Genomic DNA, 23,787 nt, shown 5'->3' with positions numbered 1-23,787 from the left:
GCAAAATCATGTGCGGAATCGTTGGTATCGTCGGCCAGACGCCGGTTGCGCCGCTGATCGTGGATGCGCTGAAGCGGCTGGAATACCGCGGTTATGATTCCGCCGGTGTCGCCACGATTGAGAATGGCGAACTGGCGCGCCGCCGCGCCGAGGGCAAGCTTGTCAATCTCGAGCGCCGGCTCAAGGCCGAGCCGCTGGATGGCAATATCGGCATCGGCCATACGCGCTGGGCAACGCACGGCGTGCCGAACGAGACCAATGCGCACCCGCATTTTTCCAACGGCGTGGCGATCGTCCACAATGGCATCATCGAGAATTTTGCCGAGCTGCGTCAGGAACTCATGGCCGATGGCTATGAGTTCACGTCGCAGACCGACACGGAGGTCGTGGCGCATCTGATTGCGCGTGAACTGGCGCGCGGCACCAAGCCTATCGATGCAGCGCATGCGGCGCTGAAGCGCCTCAACGGCGCCTTCGCGCTCGCCATCATGTTCAAGGGCGACGAGGACCTGATCGTCGGCGCCCGCAATGGGCCACCGCTGGCTGTCGGCCATGGCGAGGGCGAGATGTTCTTGGGCTCGGATGCGATTGCGCTTGCGCCCTTCACCAACTCGGTCACTTACCTTGAAGACGGCGACTGGGCGGTGGTGCGCCGCAACGAATTCCAGATCTACACGATGGATCGTGTGCCGGTGGAGCGCCAGCGGCGCCAGTCGGTCGGCACAAGCTATCTCGTCGACAAGGGCAATCACCGCCATTTCATGGAAAAGGAAATCCATGAGCAGCCGGAGGTGATCTCGCACACGCTGGCGCACTATCTCGACTTCACGCAAGGGACGTCGAAGCCGCTCGACTTGCCGTTCAACTTCGCCGACATCGACCGCCTCGCGGTTTCGGCCTGCGGCACGGCCTATCTTGCCGGGCTCGTCGGCAAATACTGGTTCGAGCGCCACGCACGGCTGCCGGTCGACATCGATGTCGCCTCGGAGTTCCGCTACCGCGAGATGCCGATCTCTAGGAAGAGCGCAGCGTTCTTCGTCTCGCAGTCGGGTGAAACCGCCGACACGCTGGCCTCGCTGCGCTACTGCCGTAAGGAAGGCGTGCCGATCGGCGCGATCGTCAATGTACGCGAATCGACGATGGCGCGCGAATCCGACGTCGTGATGCCGACGCTTGCCGGCCCCGAGATCGGTGTTGCCTCGACCAAGGCCTTCACCTGCCAACTTTCGGTGCTGGCGGCGTTGACCATACGGGCCGCCTCGCAACGCGGGACGATTACGGCGGAAGAAGAAAAGGCGCTGGTGCGCAGCCTGTCGGAGACGCCGCGCTATGCTGCCCAGGTGCTCAAGCTCGACAAGCAGATAGAGAAGGTTTCGCGTGAGCTGGCTTCGTACAAGCACGTGCTCTATCTCGGCCGCGACACCAATTTCCCGCTCGCCATGGAAGGCGCGCTCAAGCTCAAGGAAATCTCCTACATTCATGCCGAGGGTTATGCCGCCGGCGAGCTCAAGCACGGCCCGATCGCACTGATCGATGAGAACATGCCTGTCATCGTCATCGCTCCACATGACCGCATCTTTGAAAAGACCGTGTCGAACATGCAGGAAGTGGCGGCCCGCGGCGGCAAGATCATCCTGATCACCGACCAGAAGGGTGCCGCGCAGGCGACGGTGAAGACACTCGAGACCATCGTGTTGCCCGACGTGCCGGAGTTCATCGCGCCGATCATCTATGCCCTGCCGATCCAGATGCTGGCCTATTTCACGGCCGTGTTCATGGGCACCGACGTCGACCAGCCGCGCAACCTGGCAAAGTCGGTGACAGTGGAGTAGGGCCGACACCCCCTACCAAGATCTGTGTTCCAAAGCGTCGCGCGCTTGACTAATGTTGCGCTGCAAACGGTGCGGCGGTGAACGATGTCGGATGGCCACAAGACTTCTGGGATGACGCGGCTGAGGAACTATTTCCTCACCGGTTTCATCGTCTGCGCGCCGCTGGTGCTGACCATCTATATCGTCTGGTCGTTCATCGGCTGGGCCGACTCCTGGGTAAAGCCGTATATTCCGGCGAGCTACAATCCCGATACCTATCTGTCGATTCGGGTGCCGGGTTTCGGCCTGATCGTCGCCCTGGTGATGATCACGCTGATCGGTTTCCTGACGGCCAACTTCATCGGACGCGCCATCGTCGGATTCGGCGAGCGGCTCCTGAACAGGACCCCGCTGGTGCGCGGCCTGTACAAGACGCTGAAGCAGCTGTTCGAGACCGCGCTGTCGAATAAGAGCGACATGTTCCGGACCGTCGGCATGGTCGAATATCCGCGCAAGGGTGTCTGGTCGATCGTTTTTGTCGGCAATGAAAAGCGGACGGAGATCAATGACAAGCTCGACAAGGAAGGCGACCCGCTGATTGCGGTGTTCATGCCGTGCACGCCCAATCCGACCACGGGATTCCTGATGTATGTGCATCGCTCCGAGGTCGTGCTGCTCGACATGAGCATCGAGGACGGCGCCAAGCTGATCGTCTCGGCTGGCCTTGTGGTGCCAGAACCGGCGCCGGGCGCAGCAGCCAAGAGCAAGGCGATCGAAGGGCCCATCGGCAACCCTTCTGCCGGCGCGCTGCCTCAGCCGGCCCTCAGCAAGCGCACGGCCTCGTCCCTGCCGAACACGTAAAGCAGCAGGCGCAACGCTTCCCCGTGTGGCGACACGAGCTCTGGATCACGAGCAAGGATCAGGCGCGCGTCGTCGCGGGCGATCTCCAGGAGGTCGGCGTGCGCTTCGATGCGCGCGATCTGGAAGCCCGGCGTGCCGGACTGGCGCGTGCCCAGCAATTCGCCTTCGCCGCGCAGTTTGAGGTCTTCCTCTGCGATGAGGAAGCCGTCCTCGGTTTCACGCATGACCGACAGCCGGCGCTTGGCTGTTTCGCCAAGCGGATCCTTGTAGAGCAGCACGCAGGAAGATGGTTTCGAACCGCGGCCGACGCGACCGCGCAGCTGGTGCAACTGGGCGAGGCCGAAGCGCTCGGCGTGCTCGATGACGATGATGGTGGCGTCGGGCACGTCGACGCCGACCTCGATGACGGTGGTGGCGATCAGCACACGCGTTTCGCCCTCCTTGAAGGCGCGCATGGCCTCGTCCTTCTCCGCGCCCTTCATCCGGCCATGAACGAGGCCGATACGTTGGCCGAAGACCGGCTGCAGCGAGGCGAAACGATCCTCGGCAGACATCAGCTTGATCTCTTCGGATTCCTCGACCAGCGGGCAGATCCAATAGACCTTCTGGCCTTCGGCGACGGCGTCGCGCATGCGGCCGACGAGTTCCTCCAAGCGCTCGAGCGGCATGGTGACAGTGCGGATCGGCTGTCGGCCGGCCGGCTTTTCGGTCAGGCGCGACACATCCATGTCGCCGAAGGCGGTGAGCACCAGCGTGCGTGGGATCGGCGTCGCGGTCATGACCAGCATGTCGGGCGCCTGGCCCTTGGCGTTCATGGCAAGGCGCTGGTGCACGCCGAAGCGGTGCTGCTCATCGATGACGGCCAGCGCCATGTCGCGGAAGGTGACTGTATCCTGGAACAAGGCGTGGGTGCCGATTACGATGTCGATCTCGCCGCTTTCGAGCCCCGCCAGCGTCTGGGCGCGGTCGCGGCCCTTTTCGCGGCCGGTCAGGATCGCCACGTGCATGCCGACTCGTTCGGCCAAGGGCGCGATTGTCGCCAGATGCTGGCGGGCAAGGATTTCCGTCGGCGCCATCAGTGCCGCCTGGCCTCCCGCCTCGACGGCTCGAGCCATGGCCAGAAGTGCGACCACCGTCTTGCCCGAGCCGACGTCGCCCTGAAGCAGGCGCAGCATGCGTTCGGGTTTGGCGAGGTCGGCATCGATCTCTTCCAGGGCGGCCTGTTGCGAGCCGGTCAGTTGATAAGGCAGTGCCGCGCGGAGTGCGTTGACGAGGCGGCCGTCGCCAGTCAGTGGCCGGCCATGCAGCTTGCGCACGCGGGCGCGGACGAGGGCGAGCGACACCTGGCCGGCAAGCAACTCGTCATAGGCGAGGCGGCGCCAGGCGGCATTTTCGGGCGAGGCGTCGATCGGATCAGCAGGATTGTGGACGCGTTGCAGCGACGCCGCGAAAGCGGGAAAACTCTGCCGGCGTATGACATCGGCGTCGAGCCACTCAGGCACCTCAGGCACCCGTTCGAGCGACTGGCCGATGGCGCGGCGCAGCACCTTGGCCGACAGGCCCGCCGTCAGCGGATAGACAGGTTCGACCAGCGGCAGCTTGTCGGCCTCGCTGGCAAGCGCGATGTGGTCAGGATGAACCATCGAGGGGCGGCCGTTGAACCACTCCATGCGGCCCGAGACGATGACTTTCTCGCCCTCGGGCATCGCCTTTTCGAGATAGGCGGCATGCGCATGGAAGAAGGTCAGCGTGATCTCACCTGTGTCGTCATGCGCAAAGACGCGGTAGGGCGCCGAGCGGTTGCCGCGCGGCGCCGGCTGGTGGCGGTCGATGCGGACCTCCAGCGTGACGATGGCACCTTCCGCGGCGAGCGCGATACCAGGTCGGTTGCGGCGGTCGATGACGCTGTTGGGCAATATGAAAGCGAGGTCGCCGACGCGGGCGGACCGGTCGCCGAGATCGGCAGGCACGACCTTTTCGATCAGCACGGCAACCTTAGGTCCGATGCCGGTGAGCGAAGTGATGGGGGAGAACAGGGGATCGAGAAGGGATGGACGCATCGTGTCAGCTTATGCGCTGCTGCAGCCCGGGCAAAGGCTGACATGGCCGGCTATCCACGCTATATGCGCCTCGACATCAGAGGATTGCTGACATGACCGGATCGACACGCTCGAGCGAAGGGCTTGATACGCGCAGGCGCAAGCTTTTGTTCCGCTCCTGGCATCGCGGCATGCGCGAGATGGACCTGATCCTCGGCAGTTTCGCCGACGCCAATATCGACAGGCTGAGCGATGCGGAGCTCGACCTCTACGAGGTGCTGCTCGACATCACCGACAAGGAGTTGCTGTCCTGGATCATCGGCGAGCACCCTGTGCCTGAAGCTGTCGACCATGACGTCTATCGCCAGATCGTGGCGTCGCGCGGCGCGTTCACAGCCTGAGTGAAATCATGAGCCTGACCAAAGCAATCGGCCTGCCCAAGGGTCGCGCCGGACAGTTCATCGTCGACGGCGTCGCCGACGGCTATGAGGCCTTCGCGCTCGCCATCGCCGCCGCCGAGACGGCGCCTGACAAGCCGCTGCTGTTTGTCGCGCGCGACGGACAGCGGCTGCCGCAGATCGTCGAAGCGCTGGCTTTCGTCGCGCCCGACCTGCCGGTGCTCGAACTGCCGGCCTGGGACTGCCTGCCCTACGACCGCGTGTCGCCGGGGTCGGATACGGCAGCGCGCCGGCTCGATGCGCTGGCGGCGATAATCGCATTGAGGAAAGAGCCGCATCGGGCGATCGTGCTGACGACGGCCAATGCGCTTCTGCAGCGCATGCCGCCGTCGGCTGCGCTCGAAGCGCAGGAATTCCCCGCCAAGCCGGGCAACCAGGTCGAGATGAACCAACTGGTGGCGCGGCTCGAACGGGCTGGCTTCGAGCGCGTGCCGACGGTGCGCGGCGTCGGTGAATTCGCCGTGCGTGGCGGCATCCTCGACCTATATGCGCCGGGTGCCGCGGATGCGCTGCGCCTCGACTTCTTCGGTGACACGCTGGAGACGATCCGTGCCTTCGACGTCGCCAGCCAGCGCACGACGGGCAGCCGCAATCAGGTGGTACTGCAGGCGATGAGCGAGGTGGCGCTGACGCCGGAAACGATCAGCAAGTTCCGCCGCAGTTACATCGACGCCTTTGGCGCGCCGTCGCGCGACGATGCTCTGTACGCCGCGGTCAGCGAAGGCAGGCGCTTTGCCGGCATGGAGCACTGGCTGCCGTTCTATTACTCGCATCTCGAAACGATCTTTGACTACCTGCCCGACGCGCCTGTGGTGTTCGACCATCTGGCGCGCGAGGCTTTGGGCGAGCGCCATGCGCTGATCCTTGATCACTACGAGGCCCGCCGCAAGCAGGGCGAGGGCAAGGGGCTCAAAGATGCCGTGCCCTACAAGCCTGTGGCGCCAGATCAGATGTATCTGTCGCCCGAAGAGGTGTTCACCGCGCTCGCCGACCAGGTCAATGCTGAGCTTACGCCGTTCGACACGCCGTTTTCGAGCGGACGCAAGGTGCTGCATGCCGGTTCGCATGCCGGCCGCAGCTTTGCCGAGGAGCGCGCCGACCCGAACGCCAACGTCTTCGACGTGGTGGCCCGGCACATCGCCGACCAGCGGGCGGCCAAGCGCCGCGTCGTTGTCGCCGGCTGGACCGAAGGCTCGCTCGACCGGCTGACGCAGATCCTCGACGAGCACGAGCTCGGCAACCTCAAGCGTGTGGCGAACATGGCCGAGGTCGAGGCGCTGAAGCCGGGCGAAGCGGGCCTCGCGGTGCTGCCGATCGAGGCCGGCTTCGAGTCAGGTGACCTCGTCGTCGTTGCCGAGCAAGACATTCTCGGCGACCGGCTGATCCGGCGCTCGAAGAAGCGCAAGCGCGCTGCCGACTTCATCGCCGAGGCAGCGTCGCTGTCGTCGGGCGACATCGTCGTCCACGCCGACCACGGCATCGGCCGCTTTGTCGGCCTCAAGACAATCGAGGCGGCCGGTGCGCCACATGACTGCCTCGAAATCCACTACGCCTCGGACGGCCGGCTGTTCCTGCCGGTCGAAAACATCGAGCTTCTGTCGCGCTATGGCTCGGACTCAGCCGAGGCCCAGCTCGACAAGCTCGGCGGCGGCGCCTGGCAGTCGCGCAAGGCCAAGCTCAAGCGGCGCCTGCTGGAGATGGCCGGGCAACTGATCAAGCTTGCCGCCGAACGGCATATGCGCGAAGCACCCGCGATGAACCCGCCTGATGGCGTCTATGGCGAATTCGCGGCGCGGTTCCCCTATGAGGAGACCGACGACCAGCAGAGCGCCATCGATTCAGTGATGGAGGACCTGGGTGCCGGCAAGCCGATGGACCGCCTGATCTGCGGCGACGTCGGCTTTGGAAAAACCGAGGTTGCCCTCCGCGCGGCCTTTATTGCCGCCATGGAAGGTTTCCAGGTGGCGGTCGTGGTGCCGACGACCTTGTTGTCGCGCCAACATTTCAAGACCTTCTCGCAGCGTTTCGCCGGCCTGCCGGTCAAGGTGCGGCAGGCCTCCAGGCTCGTCGGCAGCAAGGAACTTGCCGAGACCAAGCAAGGCATATCAGACGGTACTGTCGACATCGTCGTCGGCACACATGCACTGCTCGGCTCGTCGATACAGTTCAAGAACCTCGGCCTGCTGATCATCGACGAGGAGCAGCATTTCGGCGTCAAGCACAAGGAGCGGCTCAAGGAGCTGAAGAGCGACGTGCACGTGCTGACGCTGTCGGCGACGCCGATCCCGCGCACGCTGCAGCTGGCGCTGACCGGTGTGCGCGAGTTGTCGCTGATCGCCACGCCGCCGGTCGACCGCATGGCGGTGCGCAGCTTCATCTCGCCCTTCGACCCATTGGTCATCCGCGAGACGCTGCTGCGCGAGCGCTATCGCGGCGGCCACAGCTTCTATGTCGTGCCGCGCATCGCCGATCTCGCCGAAATTCATCAGTTCCTGCAGGAATCGGTGCCTGAATTGAAGGTGGCGGTGGCGCATGGCCAGATGCCGCCAGGCGAGCTCGACGACATCATGAACGCCTTCTATGACGGCCAGTACGACGTGCTGCTGTCGACGACCATCGTCGAATCGGGCCTAGACATTCCGACCGCAAACACGCTGATCGTGCACCGCGCCGACATGTTCGGCTTGGCGCAGCTCTATCAGCTGCGTGGGCGCGTCGGGCGCTCTAAGGTGCGCGCCTATGCGTTGTTCACGCTGCCCGCCAACCGGACGCTGACTGCCACCGCCGACCGCAGGCTCAAGGTGCTGCAGTCGCTCGATACTCTGGGCGCCGGCTTCCAGCTCGCCAGCCACGACCTCGACATCCGTGGCGCCGGCAACCTCCTCGGCGAGGAGCAGTCGGGCCACATCAAGGAAGTCGGCTTCGAGCTCTACCAGCAGATGCTGGAAGAGGCAGTGGCCGAGCTGCGCGGCAGCGGTGAGGCGATCGACACCGGCTGGTCGCCGCTGATCGCTGTCGGCACGGCTGTCATGATCCCGGAAGGCTATGTGCCCGACCTGCAGCTCAGACTGGCGCTCTACCGTCGACTTGGCGATCTCGAAAACACCGAGGAGATCGACGGTTTTGGCGCCGAGCTCATCGACCGCTTCGGGCCGTTGCCGGAGGAGGTCAAGCACCTGCTCAAGATCGTCTTCATCAAGGCTTTGTGCCGCAAGGCCAATGTTGAAAAGCTGGATGCCGGGCCGAAGGGCGTGGTGGTGCAGTTCCGCAAGAAGGAGTTTGCCAATCCGGCGGGTCTGGTGCGCTACATCGCCGAGCAGGGTTCGCTGGCCAAGATCAGGCCGGATCACTCGGTGGTGTTCGCCCGCGACTGGCCGAACCCTGAAAAGCGCCTGGCCGGCTCGGCCGTCATCATGACGCAACTGGCGAAGTTGGTCGAACAGGCGGCTTGAGATGCCGTGCGCATGGGATAGGGACCGGCATCGCAGGGGCGCGATGCCGGAGCAGCCGCTGGATTGGATCAGGTGTCCGTAAGGCGCAACGTCATGTTCCAGCGGTCCAACCCTGGCTCGAAACCATCGGGCGTGACTCTCGAGGCGGTGAAGCCGAACTTCTCATAGAAGCCATGGGTGTGTTGGCTGGTTTCCAGGATCCGTTCTGCGATGCCAGGGATAGCGCGTGCCTGCGCCAATCTGGCCTGCGTCAATCTGGTCCCCAGACCCTGTCCGTGAAACACCCTGTCGACCATTCCCCATGCCAAGCTGGCGCGCTTGCGTTCTGGCTCGACTGCCAGCCCGCCACAGGCGATGTCCGACCCACTGCGTGTGAGCACCAGATAGGGCCAACCTTCGGTAGCGATGCTTTCCAGAAATTGGCAAATGTCCGCGCGCTCTTCCGGTGCAAAGAAGGTCGGCACGTTGCTGTCGAATATCGCCAGACAGGCGGCAAAGTCTTCGGCCACGTAGGGCCGGGAGTTATGTCTTTCATTGCGGAAATTGCCTCGAACGATCGGGGTTACTTGCGTAGTCCAATTGCTGTTTCTGGCCAAGAGTGGCCTGAGCAGGCGAGGGATGTCATGCTCACGCGTCGTCGCGAATTCACACAAGGCCCTTGGCCGCTCCATGCCGTGGCGTCCATGAAGCCATTGATCCCCGATGTCGGCCCCAATGGGCACTGACGCTCCATCGCTTGCACTGCTTATCGCCAACACCAAAAAAGCCCCGATCGCCGAAGCGAAGGGGGCTTTGGATACATTGTATCACACCGACCGGCGCAGCGGCCGGGCGGGCTTAGTTGAGCGTCGGCTCGCCGGCAGCCTTTTCGGCTGCCACTTGCCGAATGGCATCGGCAAGGGTGGCCGAGTCCTGGGCGCCCATGACCGCGTATTTGCCGTCGAGCAGGAAGCAGGGCACGCCTGTGATCCCCATGCGCGAGGCGGTGACGATCTCGTTGGTGACGTCGTCGCGGTCGGCGTCGGTGGCGAGCAGCGATTCAACGACCGCCGTATCCATGCCGGCTTCACGCGCTGCTTCGACCAGCACGGCGTGGTCACCAATGTTCTTGCCCTGCTCGAAATAGAGGCTGAACAGCAAACGCGCGAGCTTGTCCTGCACGCCGTCTCCCGAAGCCGCTGCCCAGCGGATGAGGCGGTGGGCATCGAGCGTGTTCGGCGCAACCGTGATGGCGTCAAAGTCGAACGAGATGCCTTCGACAGCACCCAGCGAGACCAGATTGGCGTGGACCTGTTTCAACCGGTTCTCGTCCGAGAATTTCGCCAGCATGTAGGCCTTGCGTTCCTTGCCCTCGGGCGGGATCGTCGGGTCGAGCTGGAACGGGCGCCAATGCACCTCGGCCTTGATGTCGGGCAGGCTGGCAAGGGCGTTTTCGAGGCGCTTCATGCCAAGAAAACACCACGGGCAGACAACATCCGAGACGACGTCGATGGTGATCCGGTTCTGTTCAGACATGGAAAAGTCCTTAGCTCAAGCAGTTCGATTAACCGCCCTGACTCCACCAGACCGGCAACTGATAGCCAAATATGGGTGTTTTTTCCGGATGTTTTAGTCTCTTCGCAAATGCGATCCACTGCTCGGAGTTGTGTTGGAACGGCACCATGTAATTGCCGGAGATCAAGAGACGGTCGAGGGCACGCACCGCAGCCACGAAATCTTCCTTCTCGCGCGCCTTGAGCATGGCGTCGATCATTGCGTCGACGGCGGGGCTGGAAACGCCGGCAAGATTGAATGAGCCAGGCTTCTGGGCCGACGACGAGCCCCAGCGCCCGATCTGTTCGATGCCCGGCGACAGGGTCCCGGTGAAGCCTGTGACGCCGATCAGCGCGTCGAATTCGAAAGCCTGCTTGCGTGACTGAATCTGGTCGGCTTCGAGCGCGCGGATGGTGACCGCGATACCGAGCTTTTCCAGCGTGCGCTGGTAAAGCGCGGCAAGCCGCTGCTCGGCCTCGGACGAAGTCAGGATCTCGAAGGCGAAGGGCGCGCCTTGTGCATCGAGCATCTTGCCGCCCTGCAAGGTGTAGCCGGCGGCCTTGAACAGCTCGAATGCCTGTTTCATCACCTTGCGGTCCTGACCGGAGCCGTCGGTGACAGGTGGGCGCCATGTGCCATCCATGATGTCGGGGCGCACCGCATCGGGGAAGGGCGCCAGCAGCGCCTTTTCCTTGTCGTTGGCCGGCACGCCAAAGGCGGAAAGCTCCGAACCCTGCCAATAGCTGACGGTGCGCTCATACTTGCCGGCGAACAGGTTTCGGTTGGCCCATTCGAAGTCGTAAAGCATGCCGAGCGCCTGGCGAACCTCAGGGTTGGCGAATTTCGCCAGCCGGGTGTTGAACATGAAGCCGGTGACGACAGGCGGAAGGCCGCTCTTGAAGGTCTCGGCGACGATGTCGCCGTTCTTGAAGGCAGGGAAATCGAAGCCACGTGCGCGCTTGACCGGATCGGCCTCGGTGAAGGTGTCGCAGATGCCCTTCTTGAACGCCTCAAACTGGGCAGCGGCGTTGAGGAAATACTCGATGGTGATCTGGTCGTAATTATCGAAGCCGCGCTTGGACGGGATGTCGCGTGCCCAATATTCGGGATTGCGCTTGAAGACGATGCGCTCGCCGGGCTTCACTTCGGCAACCGTATAAGGGCCGCTGCCGACGAGCGGTTTCAGTGTGGTCTGGTCGAACGTGTCCTTGGAGAAGGCGTGTTTGGGCACGATCGGCGTCAGCGCGATGATCAGTGGGAATTCGCGGTCGGCCTTGTCATTGAAGTTGAAGCGGACGCTGTTGTCCCCGGTCTTTTCGATCTTCTCGATCTTGGCCATGCGGTCGCTGTAGGGCGGGCGTCCCTTTTCGGTGAAGACCTCATAGGTGAAGATGACATCGTCGGGCGTGATCTGCTGGCCGTCCGACCACTTGGCGTTGGGGTCGAGGTGGAACTCGATCCATTTGCGCTCGGGGTCGATGTTGACCGACTTGGCAGTCAGGCCATAGATGCTGAAGGCCTCGTCGGCACTGCGCTGCATCAGCGATTCGAAGACGAGATTGCCGTAGATCGTATCTATCATGCCGCGCGCGGTGGTGCGCAGGCTCTTGATGATGAACGGGTTGAGATTGTCGAAGCTGCCGATGACGCAGTAGGTGATCTTGCCGCCCTTGGGGGCGTCGGGATTGGCGTAGGGAAAGTTCTTGAAATCGGCGGGCAGGGCAGGGGTGCCATGCATGGAAAGGCCATGAACGGGCTCGGCCAGAGCGGCGCGCGGCGCCAGAGTTGTGATGGCGGCGGTGGCAACCAGCAGCGAAAGAGTGCGTCTCACGACGATTCTCCACGAATTCGGGGAAGCTTTGATGATTCGAAGCGTAGCGCAGGCGTATGTGGCCCGTCCATGCTGGCTCAAGGCACAAGAAATGCATGGAAACAGGCTGGATTCGCGGCTCGCGGCAGTGTAACACGCGCGGCGAAGTCATGCTGTTGCCTCATTTGCCCAACAGGTAGCGTCGACACACGGCTAGGGCCGGTTCCGGGATTGTTTGAGAGGAATTCATGAAGATGACGAGCCAGAAATTCGACGGTCTCCGCCTGTCGGCCTTGGCGGCTGGCGTTGCCGGTCTGCTGGCGTCGGGCCTCGCGCCGGCCGCTGCGCAGCAGCAGCAGGTGCCGCAGGGCTGGTTCAAGGCCTGTTCCAAGCAGGCTGACGTCGATATCTGCAACGTGCAGAACATCCTGACCGCGAGCAACGGCCAGCTGGTCACCGGCATCTCGATGATCGAGCTCAAGGGCAAGGTCAACCGCAAGGTGTTCCAGGTCACCGTGCCGAGCGGCCGCCTCATCCCTCCGGGAATCGGCCTGCAGGTCGATGGCGCCAAGGCCCAGAAGCTGGAATACGTGATCTGCTTCCCGGACCGCTGCGTGGCCGAGATCGCCCTGACCGACGCGCTCGTCGGCTCGTTCAAGAAGGGCACCGACCTGACCCTGACCTCGATCAACTTCCAGAACCAGCCGAACCCGATCAAGGTTTCGCTGTCGGGATTCACCGGCGCCTTCGATGGCGAGCCGCTGAAGCAGTCGGACCTGGAAGACCGCCAGAAGAAGCTCCAGGAGTTCGTGTCGAAGAACAACGAGGACTTCGCCAAGAAGCTCAAGGAAGAACAGGACAAGGCCAAGACGGCCAACTGATCGACCTGACCGTACTGAACTGAAAAAAAGCGGGGTTTAGGCCCCGCTTTTTTGTTGCATATCAACTGGTTGCGTCTAGTGGCTGCTACGCGCCTTGGGGGCGTAGTGACCGTCCGCTGTCTTGTCGAAAAACTCACCGACCTGCGGATGCCGCACCGGCTCGCCGGAGCTGTCCTCGAGCAGGTTTTGCTCGGAGACATAGGCGACGTATTCGGTCTCCGCATTCTCTGCGAGGAGGTGATAGAAGGGCTGGTCACGCCGCGGGCGCACGGCGGCGGGGATCGCGTCGTACCACTCCTCGGTGTTGGCGAATTCGGGGTCGACATCGAAGATCACGCCCCGGAACGGGAAGACCCGGTGGCGCACCACCTGTCCGATCGAGAATTTTGCCGTCTTCATGGATCACCTGCACCGCGTAAGAGTTGCCAATTCACACGCGCTTTCAATCGCTTAGGACACGTTCGAGGTCGATAAGACCTACTGGCCCTGCCAATCGCGCCCTTCCAAGTTCCTATTTGGCGCAGCAAGGCAGCCATTTCAATGGCATAGCGGCTTGACGGCCGGTCCGGCGGCACGATACCGGCTGGTAGCAATGCTCCATCGCGCATCCGTTGCCCGCCAGGCGGCGAACGCGCCTTTTCCAGCACGAGAAGCGGGAAAGCGCCGATGTCTGAGGTGATCGGTCTGGTCTTGCCCTTTTTCGGGCTGATCTTCATGGGTTTCGTCGTTGCCCGGATCACCCGGCAGCCGCTGGAAGCGCTCGGCTGGATGACGACCTTCATCGTTTATGTCGCCCTGCCGGCGCTGTTTTTCCAGCTGCTGGCCAAGACGCCGTTCGAGCGGCTGACCGAATGGGGCTACATATCAGGCGCGGTGTTCTCGACCTTCGTCATCTTCATGCTGATGTTTACGGCCTCCTGCATCCGAGGGCGCGGCGAGATCGCCGAATCGACGATCAAGGGGCTGGCGTCGGCCTATGGCAATATCGGCTACATGGGCCCAGGTCTGGCGCTGCTGGCCTTCGGCGAGGAGGCGGCGGTTCCAGTCGCACTGATCTTCTGTTTCGAAAACATCATGCATTTCACCGTAGCACCAATGATGATGGCGCTGGCCGGCGACGAGCCGCGCTCGCCGATGAGCGTTGCTCTGGACGTGGTCAAGAAGATCGCCTTTCATCCGTTCATCGTTGCAACGGCGATCGGCGTGCTCGCGGCCTATGTCGAATTCCGGCCGCCCCTGCCTGTCGAACGCTTCCTTGAATATCTGTCGCGGGCGGCAGCACCCTGCGCATTGTTTGCCATGGGCGTGACGCTGGCCTTGCGGCCGTTGAAGCGGGTGCCGCATGAGATGGTGCCGATCGCGCTGCTCAAGCTGATCCTGCATCCGCTGCTGTGCTACGTCGTGCTGAGCTGGGTTGGCAATTTCGAGCCGGTCTGGCTGTTCTCGGCCATGCTCATGGCGGCATTGCCGACGGCGACCAATGTCTTCGTCATCGCCCAGCAATATGGCGTCTGGGTTGAGCGGGCTTCGGCCAGCGTGCTGGTCACCACCTGTCTGTCTGTCTTGACGGTGACCGGGCTGCTTTACGCGATCCAGCACGGCATTTTGCCGCCGGATCTCTTTCCTTAAGCTCAGTCGGTGGCAGCATCGCCGCCGCGGCGCGGCGAACGAAGCCCGGCGACGGCCGAGGAAAAGCCGCTACCCGGGCGCAGGCCTTCGCGCATGAAGAAGGCACGGAGTGGCGAGAAGACGCCGAGAACGTTGAGGCCGGCGCTGCGCGCCAGCTGCGCCGGCAGCATGTCGGACAACAGCGACCTGTTGAGCAGGTTCACCGCGCTGGTGCGGGCAACAATGTCGGGACGCCGTGCGGCATCATAGGCTGCCAGCGCTTCTGGAGCCCCGGAATCGTCGCGATGTTTGGCTGCCGTTTCAACGAGTTGGTCGATATCCCTGATGCCGAGATTGAGCCCTTGCGCGCCGATCGGCGGAAACACATGCGCTGCTTCGCCGACCAGGGCGATGCGGTTCTGGGCGAAGCGCCGCGGCAAGGATGTCGACAAAGGGTATATCTGGCGTCCGCCCTCGATCGTGACGCGGCCGAGCATCGACTGCATCTGCTGCTCGACACGTTGCGACAGCGCATCGTCGCCGACGCTGGCGAATTCCTTGGCGGTTTCGGGTCTGAGCACCCAGACGAGGCTTGAGCGGCGGCCGGGTAGCGGCACTTGGGTGAATGGCCCGGTTTCGGTGTGGAATTCGGTCGAGGTGAAGGCGTGGTCACGACTGTGGACGAAATTCAGCACCAGAGCGGCCTGTGGCAGCGACTGCGCTGAGGCCGAAATGCCGGCGGCCTGGCGGGCCGGTGAATTCCTGCCATCGGCGGCAACCGCCAATGGCGCTTCAACCAACGTGCCGTCCGATAGTGTGGCAATCACCTTGCCGGGCTCAAGGGTCCAGTTGTCGACCATGGCGCGGCGCCACTCGATTCCCGAATGGGCTTCGACCGCCTTTTCCAGGACTGCATTGAAGACGCGGTTCTGGAAGTTCAGCCCAAAATGCTCTTCGCCGATCTCGCCGGCGCGGAAGGTGACCATCGGACTGCGGATCAGCCGCGACGTGCCGTCGATGATGCGCATCACCTTGAGGGGAGCAGCATCTGGCTCGAGCGAATCGAGCATGCCGAGCGTGGCCAGGAACTTCAGCGCCGGGACCATCAGAGCTGTGGTGCGGCCATCGTCGGTCCGGGCCGGCGGTCCGGCAAGCACGACGCTGAAGCCGGCCTTGGCAAAGGCGAGGGCTGATATCAACCCCACGGGTCCGGTGCCTGCCACCAGAATTCTCGTGTCGACGCTCATCGGCAGCCCATGCTGTTCCAGTGCTGTCTCAGCACCTTGGTTTTCCCGGTATATTGCAGGCCTAAGCCATTGATCAACGCGGCGATTCATCCCATTCGGTCGCAACAGTCGATCCCGGCGCAATTTCAGCCAGCCTGATAACTTGCCGGCTCATCACGCCGAAGTGGATGAAGCAGTGTTGGCGCCGTGACAAGGCATTTTCGGTTTGGCTTTCGTCTTGTCTGGAAAGCGACGCTGCTATTAAGTGCCGGAATGGCAAGGGAGACTACCGGTGGCAAACAGGAGGCACGATGACTAGAGAATTCGTGCAATCATGCCGCAACAGATTTGCTCCATATGCTCGGTCATGTTCATCCACTCGGCTCAATTCTGCACAATGATTGGCGGGAAACGTGAAGCCTAAGAAAGTCACATGGCCGCAGGCGCGGGCCTTTTCGGTCCATCTTCTCACCGCATCGGGTTCGTTCCTTGCCTTCCTGTCGCTGGTTGCGGCGAGTGAGGAGCGCTGGACGGCGATGTTCTGGTGGCTGGGGCTCGCTCTTTTCGTCGACGGTATCGACGGGCCGATCGCGCGCAAGCTCGAGGTCAAGGAGATCCTGCCGACATGGTCGGGCGAACTGCTCGACAACATCATTGATTACGTCACCTACGTCCTGATCCCTGCCTTCGCGCTCTACCAGAGCGGCTTCATGGGAGAGGGGCTGTCGTTTCTGTCGGGCGCGATCATCGTGGTGTCGAGCGCGATCTATTATGCCGACACCGGGATGAAGACGAAGGAGAACTTCTTCAAGGGCTTCCCGGTGGTGTGGAACATGGTGGTGTTCACGCTGTTCGTCATCGAGCCGGGGCAATGGGTGTCGTTCGCAGTGGTGGTCATCGCCGGCATACTGACCTTCGTTCCGATGAACTTCCTGCATCCGGTGCGGGTCGTCAGGCTTCGCAACATCAACCTGCCGATGACGCTGATCTGGTGCGCGTTTGGCGGTGTCGCGCTGTGGCAGGCCATGGATGCCAGCGAATGGGTCAAGATCGGCATCGCCATCAGCGGCATCTACCTGTTCTTCATCGGTGGCGTTATGCAATTTTTCCCCAAACTCGGCGGCGAGCCGGCAATCGAGACAGAGAAAGACTGACGACGTGCCCAAAGCCATACGCGTTCACGCCCACGGCGGCCCCGAAGCGCTTGTCTATGAAGAGGTAGAGGTCGCCCGACCGGGGCCCGGCCAAGCGCTCATCCGCCATACCGCGATCGGCCTGAACTTCATCGACGTCTATTTCCGCACGGGGCTTTATCCTGCGCCCGCTGGCATGCCGGTGACGCCTGGCGGCGAAGCGGCCGGCGTGGTGCTCGAACTCGGCGAGGGCGTGAACTGGCTTTCTGTCGGCGACCGCGTCGCCTATTCCATTCCGACGGGCGCCTATTGCGAGCAGCGCGTGATTGCCGCCGACAAGCTGGTCAAGCTGCCCGACGGCATCAGCGACGAGCAGGCGGCGGCGATGATGCTGAAGGGCATGACCGCCGAATACCTGCTGCTGCGTACCTTCAAAGTGAAGGCCGGCGATACGGTTCTTTACCACGCGGCCGCTGGCGGCGTCGGCCTGATCCTCGGCCAGTGGGCAAAGCACCTCGGTGCGACAGTCATCGGCACTGTAGGCTCGGACGACAAGGGCGAGCTTGCCATGGCGCATGGCTTCGACCACGTCATCAACTATCGCAGCCAGGATTTCGTCGCCGAGGTGGCTGCCATCACCGGCGGCAAGAAATGCGACGTCGTCTACGATTCCGTCGGCAACGACACCTTTCCCGGCTCGCTCGACTGCCTCAGGCCGCTCGGCACATTCGTCAGCTTCGGCCAGTCCTCGGGACCGATCCCGCCGTTCAGCATTTCGCTCCTGGCCCAGAAGGGCTCGCTGTTTGCCACCCGGCCGACGCTGTTTGTCTACAATGCGCTGCGCGAAGATATGGTAAGGTCGGCTGACGCATTGTTCGATGTGGTGCTGAGCGGCGCCGTCGAGATCAGGATCAACCAGCGTTATGCGCTACGCGACGTGGCACAGGCTCATGCCGATTTGGAAGGCCGCAAGACGACGGGGACGACGGTTCTTATCCCTTGAGTTTTCGCTGGAATTCTTGAAGCTCTTTCAACTTCTGACATGCTTTGCGCCGGGAGCAGGACGCGCCTACCATGCTCCCGGGAACATAAAAAAGAACTGACATGGGAGGCGTTGTGGACACAACCCCTTTAGCCAATGGTCGGAACCTGCTTGAGGTTCGCGGCCTGACGAAGGTATTCGGCACGTTGAAGGCGTGCGACCAGGTCGACTTGACCATCGCCAAGGGCGAAATCCATGCCCTGCTCGGTGAAAACGGCGCCGGCAAGTCGACACTGGTTAAGATGCTGTTCGGCTCGCTCGAGCCCAATGCCGGCGAAATTGCCTGGAACGGACAGCCTGTCAGGATCACCAGCCCAGGCGTCGCCAAGAAACTCGGCATCGGCATGGTTTTCCAGCATTTTTCGCTGTTCGAGGCGCTGACGGCCGCCGAGAACATCGCGCTGTCGCTGGCCGACGACACGCCGATCAGCACCATTGCTGCCAAAGCGCGTGCGCTGTCCTACAGCTACGGCCTGCCGCTTGATCCGGACTCGCTTGTCGGTGATCTCTCGGTCGGTGAGCGCCAGCGCATCGAGATCATCCGCTGCCTGCTGCAGACACCAGACCTGATCATTCTCGACGAGCCGACTTCGGTGCTGACGCCACAGGAAGCCGACAAGCTGTTCGAGACGCTGGAGCGCCTGCGCGCCGAGGGCAAGTCGATCCTCTACATCTCACACCGGCTCGATGAAGTCCGCCGGCTTTGCGACAGCGCCACGATCATGCGGCACGGCAAGGTTGTGGGCCACTGCAATCCCCGGGTCGAAACACCGTCCTCGCTGGCTCGCATGATGGTCGGCACCGAGGTCAAGAACGCCGAGCGCACCACGGCATCGGTGCGTGGCGAGGAACTGCTCAGCATCTGCGGCATGAGCCGCAAGCCAGCCGGGCCGTTCTCGATGCCGCTCAAGAACATCTGGCTGAGCGTCGCCGGCGGTGAGGTCATCGGCATTGCCGGTGTCGCGGGCAACGGCCAGGGAGAACTGTTCGAGGCGATTTCGGGCGAGGCGCTGCAGGAAAGCGCAGACGCCGTCCGCATTCGCGGCAAGTCGGCCGGGCGCATGGGCATTTCGGCGCGGCGTCTGCTGGGGGCGGCTTTTGTCCCGGAGGAGCGCCTCGGTCATGGTGCCGCGCCGCGCCTGCGGCTGTCTGACAATCTCTTGCTGTCGCGCCACAGCACGGACGGCAAGGCGTTTGTCGGTACCGGCGGAATGGTCAAGTCTGGTGCTATCCAGAAGGCGGCACAGCGCATCATCGAGGTGATGGACGTGCGCAAGAGCGCGCCCGATCCGGAGGCCGCAGCCCTTTCAGGCGGCAACCTGCAGAAATTCATCATCGGCCGCGAGCTCGATCGCAATCCGTCGGTGATGGTGGTCAACCAGCCGACCTGGGGCGTCGATGCCGGTGCTGCGGCGCGCATCCGCCAGGCACTGATCGAACTCGCCCGCAATGGTTCGGCGGTGCTGGTGATCAGCCAGGATCTCGACGAGCTGTTTGAAATCTCCGATGCCATCGCTGTCATGCACAATGGCGAGCTGTCCAAGCCGATCCCGATCGCGGAGGCCACGCTAGAACGTATCGGGCTGTTGATGGGCGGCGCCGAACCAGGTCACCTCGACCCTGCGAAGGAGGTGGCGTGATGCGTATCGAACTCGTCAAGCGTCCCGAACGCTCCAAGTTGTTCGCGGCACTTTCACCCTTCATCGCGCTCGGGCTGACGCTGATCGCCGGCGCGATCATGTTCTCGCTGCTCGGCAAGAGCCCGGTCGAAGCGCTCTATTATTACTTCATCGATCCGCTGCGTGAGGTCTGGTCGCTGCATGAGCTGGCGGTCAAGGCTGCACCGCTGATCCTGATCGCGGTTGGTCTGTCGATCTGCTACCTCTCCAACAACTGGAACATCGGCGCCGAGGGCCAGTTCATCATCGGCGCCATCACAGGCTCGATCCTGCCGGTCATGTTCCCCGATTTCCAGTCGTGGATCGTGCTGCCGCTGATGCTGTTGATGGGTGTCGCCGGCGGTGCCGCCTATGGCGCTATTCCGGCCTATCTCAAGGTGCGCTTCAACACCAACGAGATCCTCACCAGCCTGATGCTGGTCTACGTCGCACAGCTGTTCCTCGACTGGATGGTCCGCGGCCCTTGGCGCAACCCGGCGGGCATGAACTTTCCGGAGACGCGCACCTTCAGTCCGAGTGCCGTGCTGCCCGAGATCTGGTCGGCATCCGGCCGTGCCAACTGGGGTTTTGTCTTTGCCATCGTCGCGGCGGTTGCGCTGTGGTTCATGCTGTCGCGAACGCTTCGAGGTTTCGAGGTGCAGGTGCTTGGGCAAAGCCCGCGCGCCGGCAAGTTCGCAGGCTTCTCACAGTCGCGCATGGTGTTCTTTGCCTTCCTGGTGTCGGGCGGGCTCGCCGGCCTTGCCGGCATTTCCGAAGTCTCGGGCGCTATCGGCCAGCTCAGGCCGACGATTTCACCCGGTTACGGCTTTGCCGCGATCATCGTCGCCTTCCTCGGACGCCTGAACCCGCTCGGCATCATCGCCGCGGGTCTGGTGCTGGCGCTGTCCTATCTCGGCGGCGAGGCAGCGCAGATCTCGATCGGCGTGTCGGACAAGGTGGTGCGTGCCTTCCAGGGTATGCTGCTGTTCTTCGTGCTCGCCTGCGACACGCTCATTCTCTATCGCATCCGCTTTGTCGGCGCCTCCGCTGCAAAGACCGTGGAGGCCAGGCAAAATGTTTGAAGATATCCTGATAACGATTGCGACGGCGGCAACCCCGCTCTTGATCGCAGCCGTCGGCGAAGTGGTGGTCGAGCGCTCCGGCGTGCTCAATCTCGGCGTCGAGGGCATGATGGTGATGGGCGCGGTGACCGGTTTCGGCGTTGCGCTGACTACCGGCTCTCCCTGGCTCGGCGTTGTTGCCGCGATCATCGTCGGCATGCTGTTTTCACTGCTGTTCGGTTTCCTGACATTGACACTGGTGACCAACCAGGTGGCGACCGGCCTGGCCCTGACGCTGCTCGGGCTCGGTCTCTCAGGTATGCTCGGCGAAGGTTTCGTCGGCCTGCCGGGCATCAAGATGAGCTATCTCCACATCCCCTATCTCACCGATGTTCCCTATATCGGCAGGCTGTTCTTCGGTCAGGATCCGCTCTTTTACGTGTCGATTCTGCTGACGGCGGGCGTCGCCTGGTTCCTGTTTCGCTCGCGCGCCGGCCTGACGCTGCGGTCGATCGGCGACAACCACACCTCGGCGCACGCGCTTGGCATCAAGGTCATCGGCATCCGCTATCTCGCGGTCATGTTCGGCGGCGCCTGTGCGGGACTCGCCGGCGCCTACCTGTCCCTCATCTACACGCCGCAGTGGATCGAAAACATGACCGCCGGCCGGGGCTGGATTGCCTTGGCGCTGGTGGTGTTCGCGTCCTGGCGGCCGTGGCGCGTGCTTGCGGGCGCCTATCTCTTCGGAGCGGTCTCGATCGGCCAGTTGCATGCCCAGGCCCTGGGTGTCGGCGTGCCGTCGCAACTGCTCTCTTCGCTACCCTATCTGGCAACCGTCGTGGTGCTTGTGCTCATTTCGCGCAACAGGCGGCTCACGATGGTGAACACTCCGGCTTCATTGGGGCGGCCGTTTGTGCCAGATCGCTAAGATCATGGCGACGATTCGGAAGTCGTTCCGGTGACTTCCGGTCCGAACCATGTACAGGGACTATAAAAGGATGGGATAGTGCCCCGGGCAACCACTAGAGGAACAAGAGTATGAAGAAGACAATATTGTCGTTCGCCGCGGCGGCTGCCGTGATGTCTTTCGGAACCATGGCTGCGCAAGCAGCAACCAAGGCCTGCTTTATCTATGTCGGCCCGATCGGCGATTTCGGCTGGTCGTACCAGCACCACCAGGGCCTGGAGGAGATGAAGAAGGCGCTCGGCGACCAGGTCGAGACTGCCTATCTCGAAAGCGTGCCGGAAGGTGCCGACGCTGAGCGCGCCATTGAGCGCTTCGCGCGCTCGGGTTGCAACATCGTCTTCACGACGTCGTTCGGCTATATGGATCCGACCAACAAGGTTGCCGGCAAGTTCCCGGATGTGAAATTCGAGCACGCCACCGGCTACAAGCGCGAGCATCCCAACGTCGCGACCTACAACTCGCGCTTCTATGAAGGCCGCTATGTGCAGGGTGTGATCGCCGCCAAGCTGTCGAAGGCAGGCGTTGCCGGCTACATCGCGTCCTTCCCGATCCCGGAAGTGGTGATGGGCATCAACGCTTTCGTGCTCGGTGCGCAGTCGGTCAACCCCGACTTCAAGGTCAAGGTGGTGTGGGCCAACACCTGGTTCGACCCGGGCAAGGAAGCCGACGCCGCCAAGGCGCTGATCGACCAGGGCGTCGACATCATCACCCAGCACACCGACTCGACCGCCCCGATGCAGGTTGCGACCGAGCGCGGCATCAAGGCCTTCGGCCAGGCTTCGGACATGATCAAGTTCGGCGAAAAGACCCAGCTGACCTCGATCGTCGATGACTGGGGCCCATACTACATCGAGCGGGTCAAGGCCGTGATCGACGGCAGCTGGAAGCAGCAGGACGTCTGGGGCGGCATGAAGGAAGGCCACGTCGTGATGGCGCCCTTCACCAACATGCCCGACGACGTGAAGGCGCTGGCCGAAGAGACCACCGCCAAGATCAAGTCCGGCTCGTTCAACCCCTTCACGGGCCCGATCGCCAAACAGGACGGTTCGGAATGGTTGAAGGCTGGCGAAGTGGCCGAGGACGGCGTGCTGCTCGGCATGAACTTCTACGTCAAGGGCGTGGACGACAAGCTGCCGCAGTAAGCGGATCGATATCGGCTGCGAGACGCCTCGCGGTTCAAGGAAACCCCCGGTTATACCGGGGGTTTTTCGTTTCAGGCGTCGCATGCAGCTGGCGCCTAGTCCGAATGGACCTGTATGCCTGATGCCGCGAGGACATTTTGGGCCGATTGCAGCCAGCCCCGGGATGACCAATGAAGACGCGCGAATATGTCTGCAGCTCGCACACGATAAGCGGCGTCATGCCAGGCAACCCCGTTGCCTCGCGCCATGGCTTTGCCGAGCGTGTGGAGGCGTGTGCTGCGGCCGGCTACACCGGCATGTGCCTGCATTTCCGCGACTATGCCGAGCAGCGGGCGCGTGGGTTTGGCGATGGCGAGCTTCGCGCCATTCTCGATGCACACGGCATGAAGCATGTGTCGGTCGAGTTTCTGACCGACTGGTTCATGGACGGCGAGGCGGGGCTTGTTTCCCGCCGCAACGAAGAGACGGCGTTCCGGGCGGCGGCCGCGTTCGGCGCCAAGGTCATCAATGTCGGACCCGATCTTGGCGAACGTGGCATATCGCTCGAGACCATGCAGCGGAAATTCCGCGACCTCTGCGGCCAGGCGGTCGAACATGGGCTTTCGATCGCGCTGGAACTGGTGGCCTGGGGCAATGTGCGTGACGTAGACACGGCGCTGGCGATCATCGCCGACATTCCCAATGCCGGGCTGGTCATCGATTCGTGGCATGTTTTCCGCGCCGACGTGCCGTTGGAGGATCTGAGGCGGATTGCCGCGAACAGGATCCTGTGCGTGCAGGTGAACGATGCCGGCAAGGTGCCGGTCGGCCAGCGCTCGGCCGAGACCATGAACCGCAGCCTGTGCGGGCAGGGCGCATTCGATCTTTCCGCCTTCGCTGCGACGCTGGATGATATGGGCGTTGCCGCGCCGTTCAGCGTCGAGGTGATTTCGCCCGAACTCGCGGCTCTCGGCCGGAATGAGGCGGCGAAAATTTCGTTCGACACGGCACGGGACTGCTTTTCCTGACCATTAGCGCCCAAGGGGGGGCGGCCATGGATGACGACGACAAAGTCGGCGTCTGAACAACCGCGTCCGAACCTTGCACGGGGCGACCGACCGCTCCG

19 protein-coding genes are annotated in these 23,787 nt (G+C 62.8%); 13 read left to right on the top strand and 6 right to left on the bottom strand.

Features of this window, described 5'->3' with window-relative positions; genetic code table 11:
• Window positions 1-8 precede the first annotated feature (8 nt).
• Complete coding sequence (gene glmS / locus HNQ95_RS12615; RefSeq protein WP_067962207.1) at window positions 9-1,832, top strand: glutamine--fructose-6-phosphate transaminase (isomerizing); 1,824 nt, start codon at window positions 9-11, stop codon at window positions 1,830-1,832.
• Window positions 1,833-1,916: 84 nt separating this feature from the next.
• Window positions 1,917-2,672, top strand: a complete 756-nt coding sequence (locus tag HNQ95_RS12610) for a DUF502 domain-containing protein (RefSeq protein ID WP_182574193.1) — start codon at window positions 1,917-1,919, stop codon at window positions 2,670-2,672.
• Here HNQ95_RS12610 and recG read toward each other — a convergent pair.
• The gene (gene recG / locus HNQ95_RS12605) at window positions 2,624-4,732 is read right to left on the bottom strand and encodes an ATP-dependent DNA helicase RecG (protein ID WP_182574192.1); all 2,109 of its coding nucleotides are present in this window, start codon (window positions 4,730-4,732) and stop codon (window positions 2,624-2,626) included. The genes HNQ95_RS12610 and recG overlap by 49 nt on opposite strands.
• Window positions 4,733-4,824: 92 nt before the next feature.
• Between recG and HNQ95_RS12600 the strand changes: the two genes are divergently transcribed.
• Window positions 4,825-5,112, top strand: a complete 288-nt coding sequence (locus HNQ95_RS12600; protein WP_182574191.1) for an FAD assembly factor SdhE — start codon at window positions 4,825-4,827, stop codon at window positions 5,110-5,112.
• A gap of 8 nt (window positions 5,113-5,120) precedes the next feature.
• Window positions 5,121-8,621, top strand: a complete 3,501-nt coding sequence (gene mfd, locus HNQ95_RS12595) for a transcription-repair coupling factor (RefSeq protein WP_182574190.1) — start codon at window positions 5,121-5,123, stop codon at window positions 8,619-8,621.
• 68 nt (window positions 8,622-8,689) lie between these two features.
• On the opposite strand, the gene HNQ95_RS12590 is transcribed toward mfd, so the two are convergent.
• The 3 genes from HNQ95_RS12590 to HNQ95_RS12580 form a co-directional block, all read right to left on the bottom strand.
• The gene (locus HNQ95_RS12590; RefSeq protein ID WP_312874160.1) at window positions 8,690-9,130 is read right to left on the bottom strand and encodes a GNAT family N-acetyltransferase; all 441 of its coding nucleotides are present in this window, start codon (window positions 9,128-9,130) and stop codon (window positions 8,690-8,692) included.
• Between the two features lie 328 nt (window positions 9,131-9,458).
• Window positions 9,459-10,136, bottom strand: coding sequence for a DsbA family oxidoreductase (locus HNQ95_RS12585; RefSeq protein WP_067962198.1), 678 nt, complete (start codon window positions 10,134-10,136; stop codon window positions 9,459-9,461).
• A 28-nt stretch (window positions 10,137-10,164) separates the two neighbouring features.
• Window positions 10,165-11,985, bottom strand: coding sequence for an extracellular solute-binding protein (locus HNQ95_RS12580; RefSeq protein WP_067962196.1), 1,821 nt, complete (start codon window positions 11,983-11,985; stop codon window positions 10,165-10,167).
• A 233-nt stretch (window positions 11,986-12,218) separates the two neighbouring features.
• Here HNQ95_RS12580 and HNQ95_RS12575 point away from each other — a divergent pair, with 233 nt between their 5' ends.
• Window positions 12,219-12,845 (top strand): invasion associated locus B family protein, encoded by a 627-nt coding sequence (locus tag HNQ95_RS12575; RefSeq protein WP_067966575.1) that lies wholly within the window; start codon window positions 12,219-12,221, stop codon window positions 12,843-12,845.
• Between the two features lie 75 nt (window positions 12,846-12,920).
• Here HNQ95_RS12575 and hspQ read toward each other — a convergent pair whose 3' ends face one another.
• Window positions 12,921-13,244 (bottom strand): heat shock protein HspQ, encoded by a 324-nt coding sequence (gene hspQ, locus HNQ95_RS12570; protein ID WP_067962194.1) that lies wholly within the window; start codon window positions 13,242-13,244, stop codon window positions 12,921-12,923.
• 267 nt (window positions 13,245-13,511) lie between these two features.
• Here hspQ and HNQ95_RS12565 point away from each other — a divergent pair, with 267 nt between their 5' ends.
• On the top strand, window positions 13,512-14,474 hold the full coding sequence (locus tag HNQ95_RS12565) for an AEC family transporter (RefSeq protein WP_067962193.1): 963 nt from the start codon (window positions 13,512-13,514) through the stop codon (window positions 14,472-14,474).
• Window positions 14,475-14,476: 2 nt separating this feature from the next.
• Here the strand turns inward: HNQ95_RS12565 and HNQ95_RS12560 are convergent, their stop codons facing one another.
• Complete coding sequence (locus HNQ95_RS12560) at window positions 14,477-15,700, bottom strand: UbiH/UbiF family hydroxylase (protein ID WP_067962192.1); 1,224 nt, start codon at window positions 15,698-15,700, stop codon at window positions 14,477-14,479.
• A 392-nt stretch (window positions 15,701-16,092) separates the two neighbouring features.
• On the opposite strand from HNQ95_RS12560, the gene pcsA reads away from it, so the two are divergent.
• The 7 genes from pcsA to HNQ95_RS12525 all read left to right on the top strand — a co-directional run bounded on the left by pcsA (window position 16,093) and on the right by HNQ95_RS12525 (window position 23,689).
• Window positions 16,093-16,833 carry a phosphatidylcholine synthase gene (gene pcsA, locus HNQ95_RS12555; protein WP_067962191.1) on the top strand — a complete coding sequence of 247 codons (741 nt, stop codon included), beginning with the start codon at window positions 16,093-16,095 and terminating at the stop codon, window positions 16,831-16,833.
• Between the two features lie 4 nt (window positions 16,834-16,837).
• Window positions 16,838-17,815 (top strand): quinone oxidoreductase family protein, encoded by a 978-nt coding sequence (locus tag HNQ95_RS12550; protein ID WP_067962189.1) that lies wholly within the window; start codon window positions 16,838-16,840, stop codon window positions 17,813-17,815.
• Between the two features lie 101 nt (window positions 17,816-17,916).
• Complete coding sequence (locus HNQ95_RS12545) at window positions 17,917-19,494, top strand: ABC transporter ATP-binding protein (RefSeq protein WP_182574189.1); 1,578 nt, start codon at window positions 17,917-17,919, stop codon at window positions 19,492-19,494.
• Window positions 19,494-20,594: an ABC transporter permease gene (locus tag HNQ95_RS12540; protein WP_182574188.1), complete on the top strand. Its 1,101-nt coding sequence runs from the start codon at window positions 19,494-19,496 to the stop codon at window positions 20,592-20,594. The genes HNQ95_RS12545 and HNQ95_RS12540 overlap by 1 nt, the downstream gene beginning before the upstream one ends.
• Window positions 20,587-21,501 carry an ABC transporter permease gene (locus tag HNQ95_RS12535; RefSeq protein WP_182574187.1) on the top strand — a complete coding sequence of 305 codons (915 nt, stop codon included), beginning with the start codon at window positions 20,587-20,589 and terminating at the stop codon, window positions 21,499-21,501. The genes HNQ95_RS12540 and HNQ95_RS12535 overlap by 8 nt, the downstream gene beginning before the upstream one ends.
• A 110-nt stretch (window positions 21,502-21,611) precedes the next feature.
• The gene (locus HNQ95_RS12530; RefSeq protein WP_067962182.1) at window positions 21,612-22,682 is read left to right on the top strand and encodes a BMP family ABC transporter substrate-binding protein; all 1,071 of its coding nucleotides are present in this window, start codon (window positions 21,612-21,614) and stop codon (window positions 22,680-22,682) included.
• 170 nt (window positions 22,683-22,852) lie between these two features.
• On the top strand, window positions 22,853-23,689 hold the full coding sequence (locus HNQ95_RS12525; protein ID WP_182574186.1) for a sugar phosphate isomerase/epimerase family protein: 837 nt from the start codon (window positions 22,853-22,855) through the stop codon (window positions 23,687-23,689).
• Window positions 23,690-23,787: the final 98 nt, after the last annotated feature.

It is taken from the genome of Aminobacter ciceronei, assembly GCF_014138625.1.
Lineage (GTDB): Bacteria > Pseudomonadota > Alphaproteobacteria > Rhizobiales > Rhizobiaceae > Aminobacter > Aminobacter ciceronei.
Note: the sequence above shows the minus strand (reverse complement) of the source record. Positions and strands in the feature narration are given on the sequence as shown.

What these genes read in the sequence shown, in the direction of transcription:
- recG (WP_182574192.1), bottom strand. Translation starts at nt 4,732, where the DNA reads ATGCGTCCATCCCTTCTCGATCCCCTGTTCTCCCCCATCACTTCGCTC.
- HNQ95_RS12610 (WP_182574193.1), top strand. Translation starts at nt 1,917, where the DNA reads ATGTCGGATGGCCACAAGACTTCTGGGATGACGCGGCTGAGGAACTAT.
- HNQ95_RS12560 (WP_067962192.1), bottom strand. Translation starts at nt 15,700, where the DNA reads ATGAGCGTCGACACGAGAATTCTGGTGGCAGGCACCGGACCCGTGGGG.
- HNQ95_RS12565 (WP_067962193.1), top strand. Translation starts at nt 13,512, where the DNA reads ATGTCTGAGGTGATCGGTCTGGTCTTGCCCTTTTTCGGGCTGATCTTC.
- hspQ (WP_067962194.1), bottom strand. Translation starts at nt 13,244, where the DNA reads ATGAAGACGGCAAAATTCTCGATCGGACAGGTGGTGCGCCACCGGGTC.
- glmS (WP_067962207.1), top strand. Translation starts at nt 9, where the DNA reads ATGTGCGGAATCGTTGGTATCGTCGGCCAGACGCCGGTTGCGCCGCTG.
- HNQ95_RS12575 (WP_067966575.1), top strand. Translation starts at nt 12,219, where the DNA reads ATGACGAGCCAGAAATTCGACGGTCTCCGCCTGTCGGCCTTGGCGGCT.
- HNQ95_RS12530 (WP_067962182.1), top strand. Translation starts at nt 21,612, where the DNA reads ATGAAGAAGACAATATTGTCGTTCGCCGCGGCGGCTGCCGTGATGTCT.
- HNQ95_RS12585 (WP_067962198.1), bottom strand. Translation starts at nt 10,136, where the DNA reads ATGTCTGAACAGAACCGGATCACCATCGACGTCGTCTCGGATGTTGTC.
- HNQ95_RS12535 (WP_182574187.1), top strand. Translation starts at nt 20,587, where the DNA reads ATGTTTGAAGATATCCTGATAACGATTGCGACGGCGGCAACCCCGCTC.
- HNQ95_RS12540 (WP_182574188.1), top strand. Translation starts at nt 19,494, where the DNA reads ATGCGTATCGAACTCGTCAAGCGTCCCGAACGCTCCAAGTTGTTCGCG.
- mfd (WP_182574190.1), top strand. Translation starts at nt 5,121, where the DNA reads ATGAGCCTGACCAAAGCAATCGGCCTGCCCAAGGGTCGCGCCGGACAG.
- HNQ95_RS12545 (WP_182574189.1), top strand. Translation starts at nt 17,917, where the DNA reads ATGGGAGGCGTTGTGGACACAACCCCTTTAGCCAATGGTCGGAACCTG.
- HNQ95_RS12600 (WP_182574191.1), top strand. Translation starts at nt 4,825, where the DNA reads ATGACCGGATCGACACGCTCGAGCGAAGGGCTTGATACGCGCAGGCGC.
- HNQ95_RS12525 (WP_182574186.1), top strand. Translation starts at nt 22,853, where the DNA reads ATGAAGACGCGCGAATATGTCTGCAGCTCGCACACGATAAGCGGCGTC.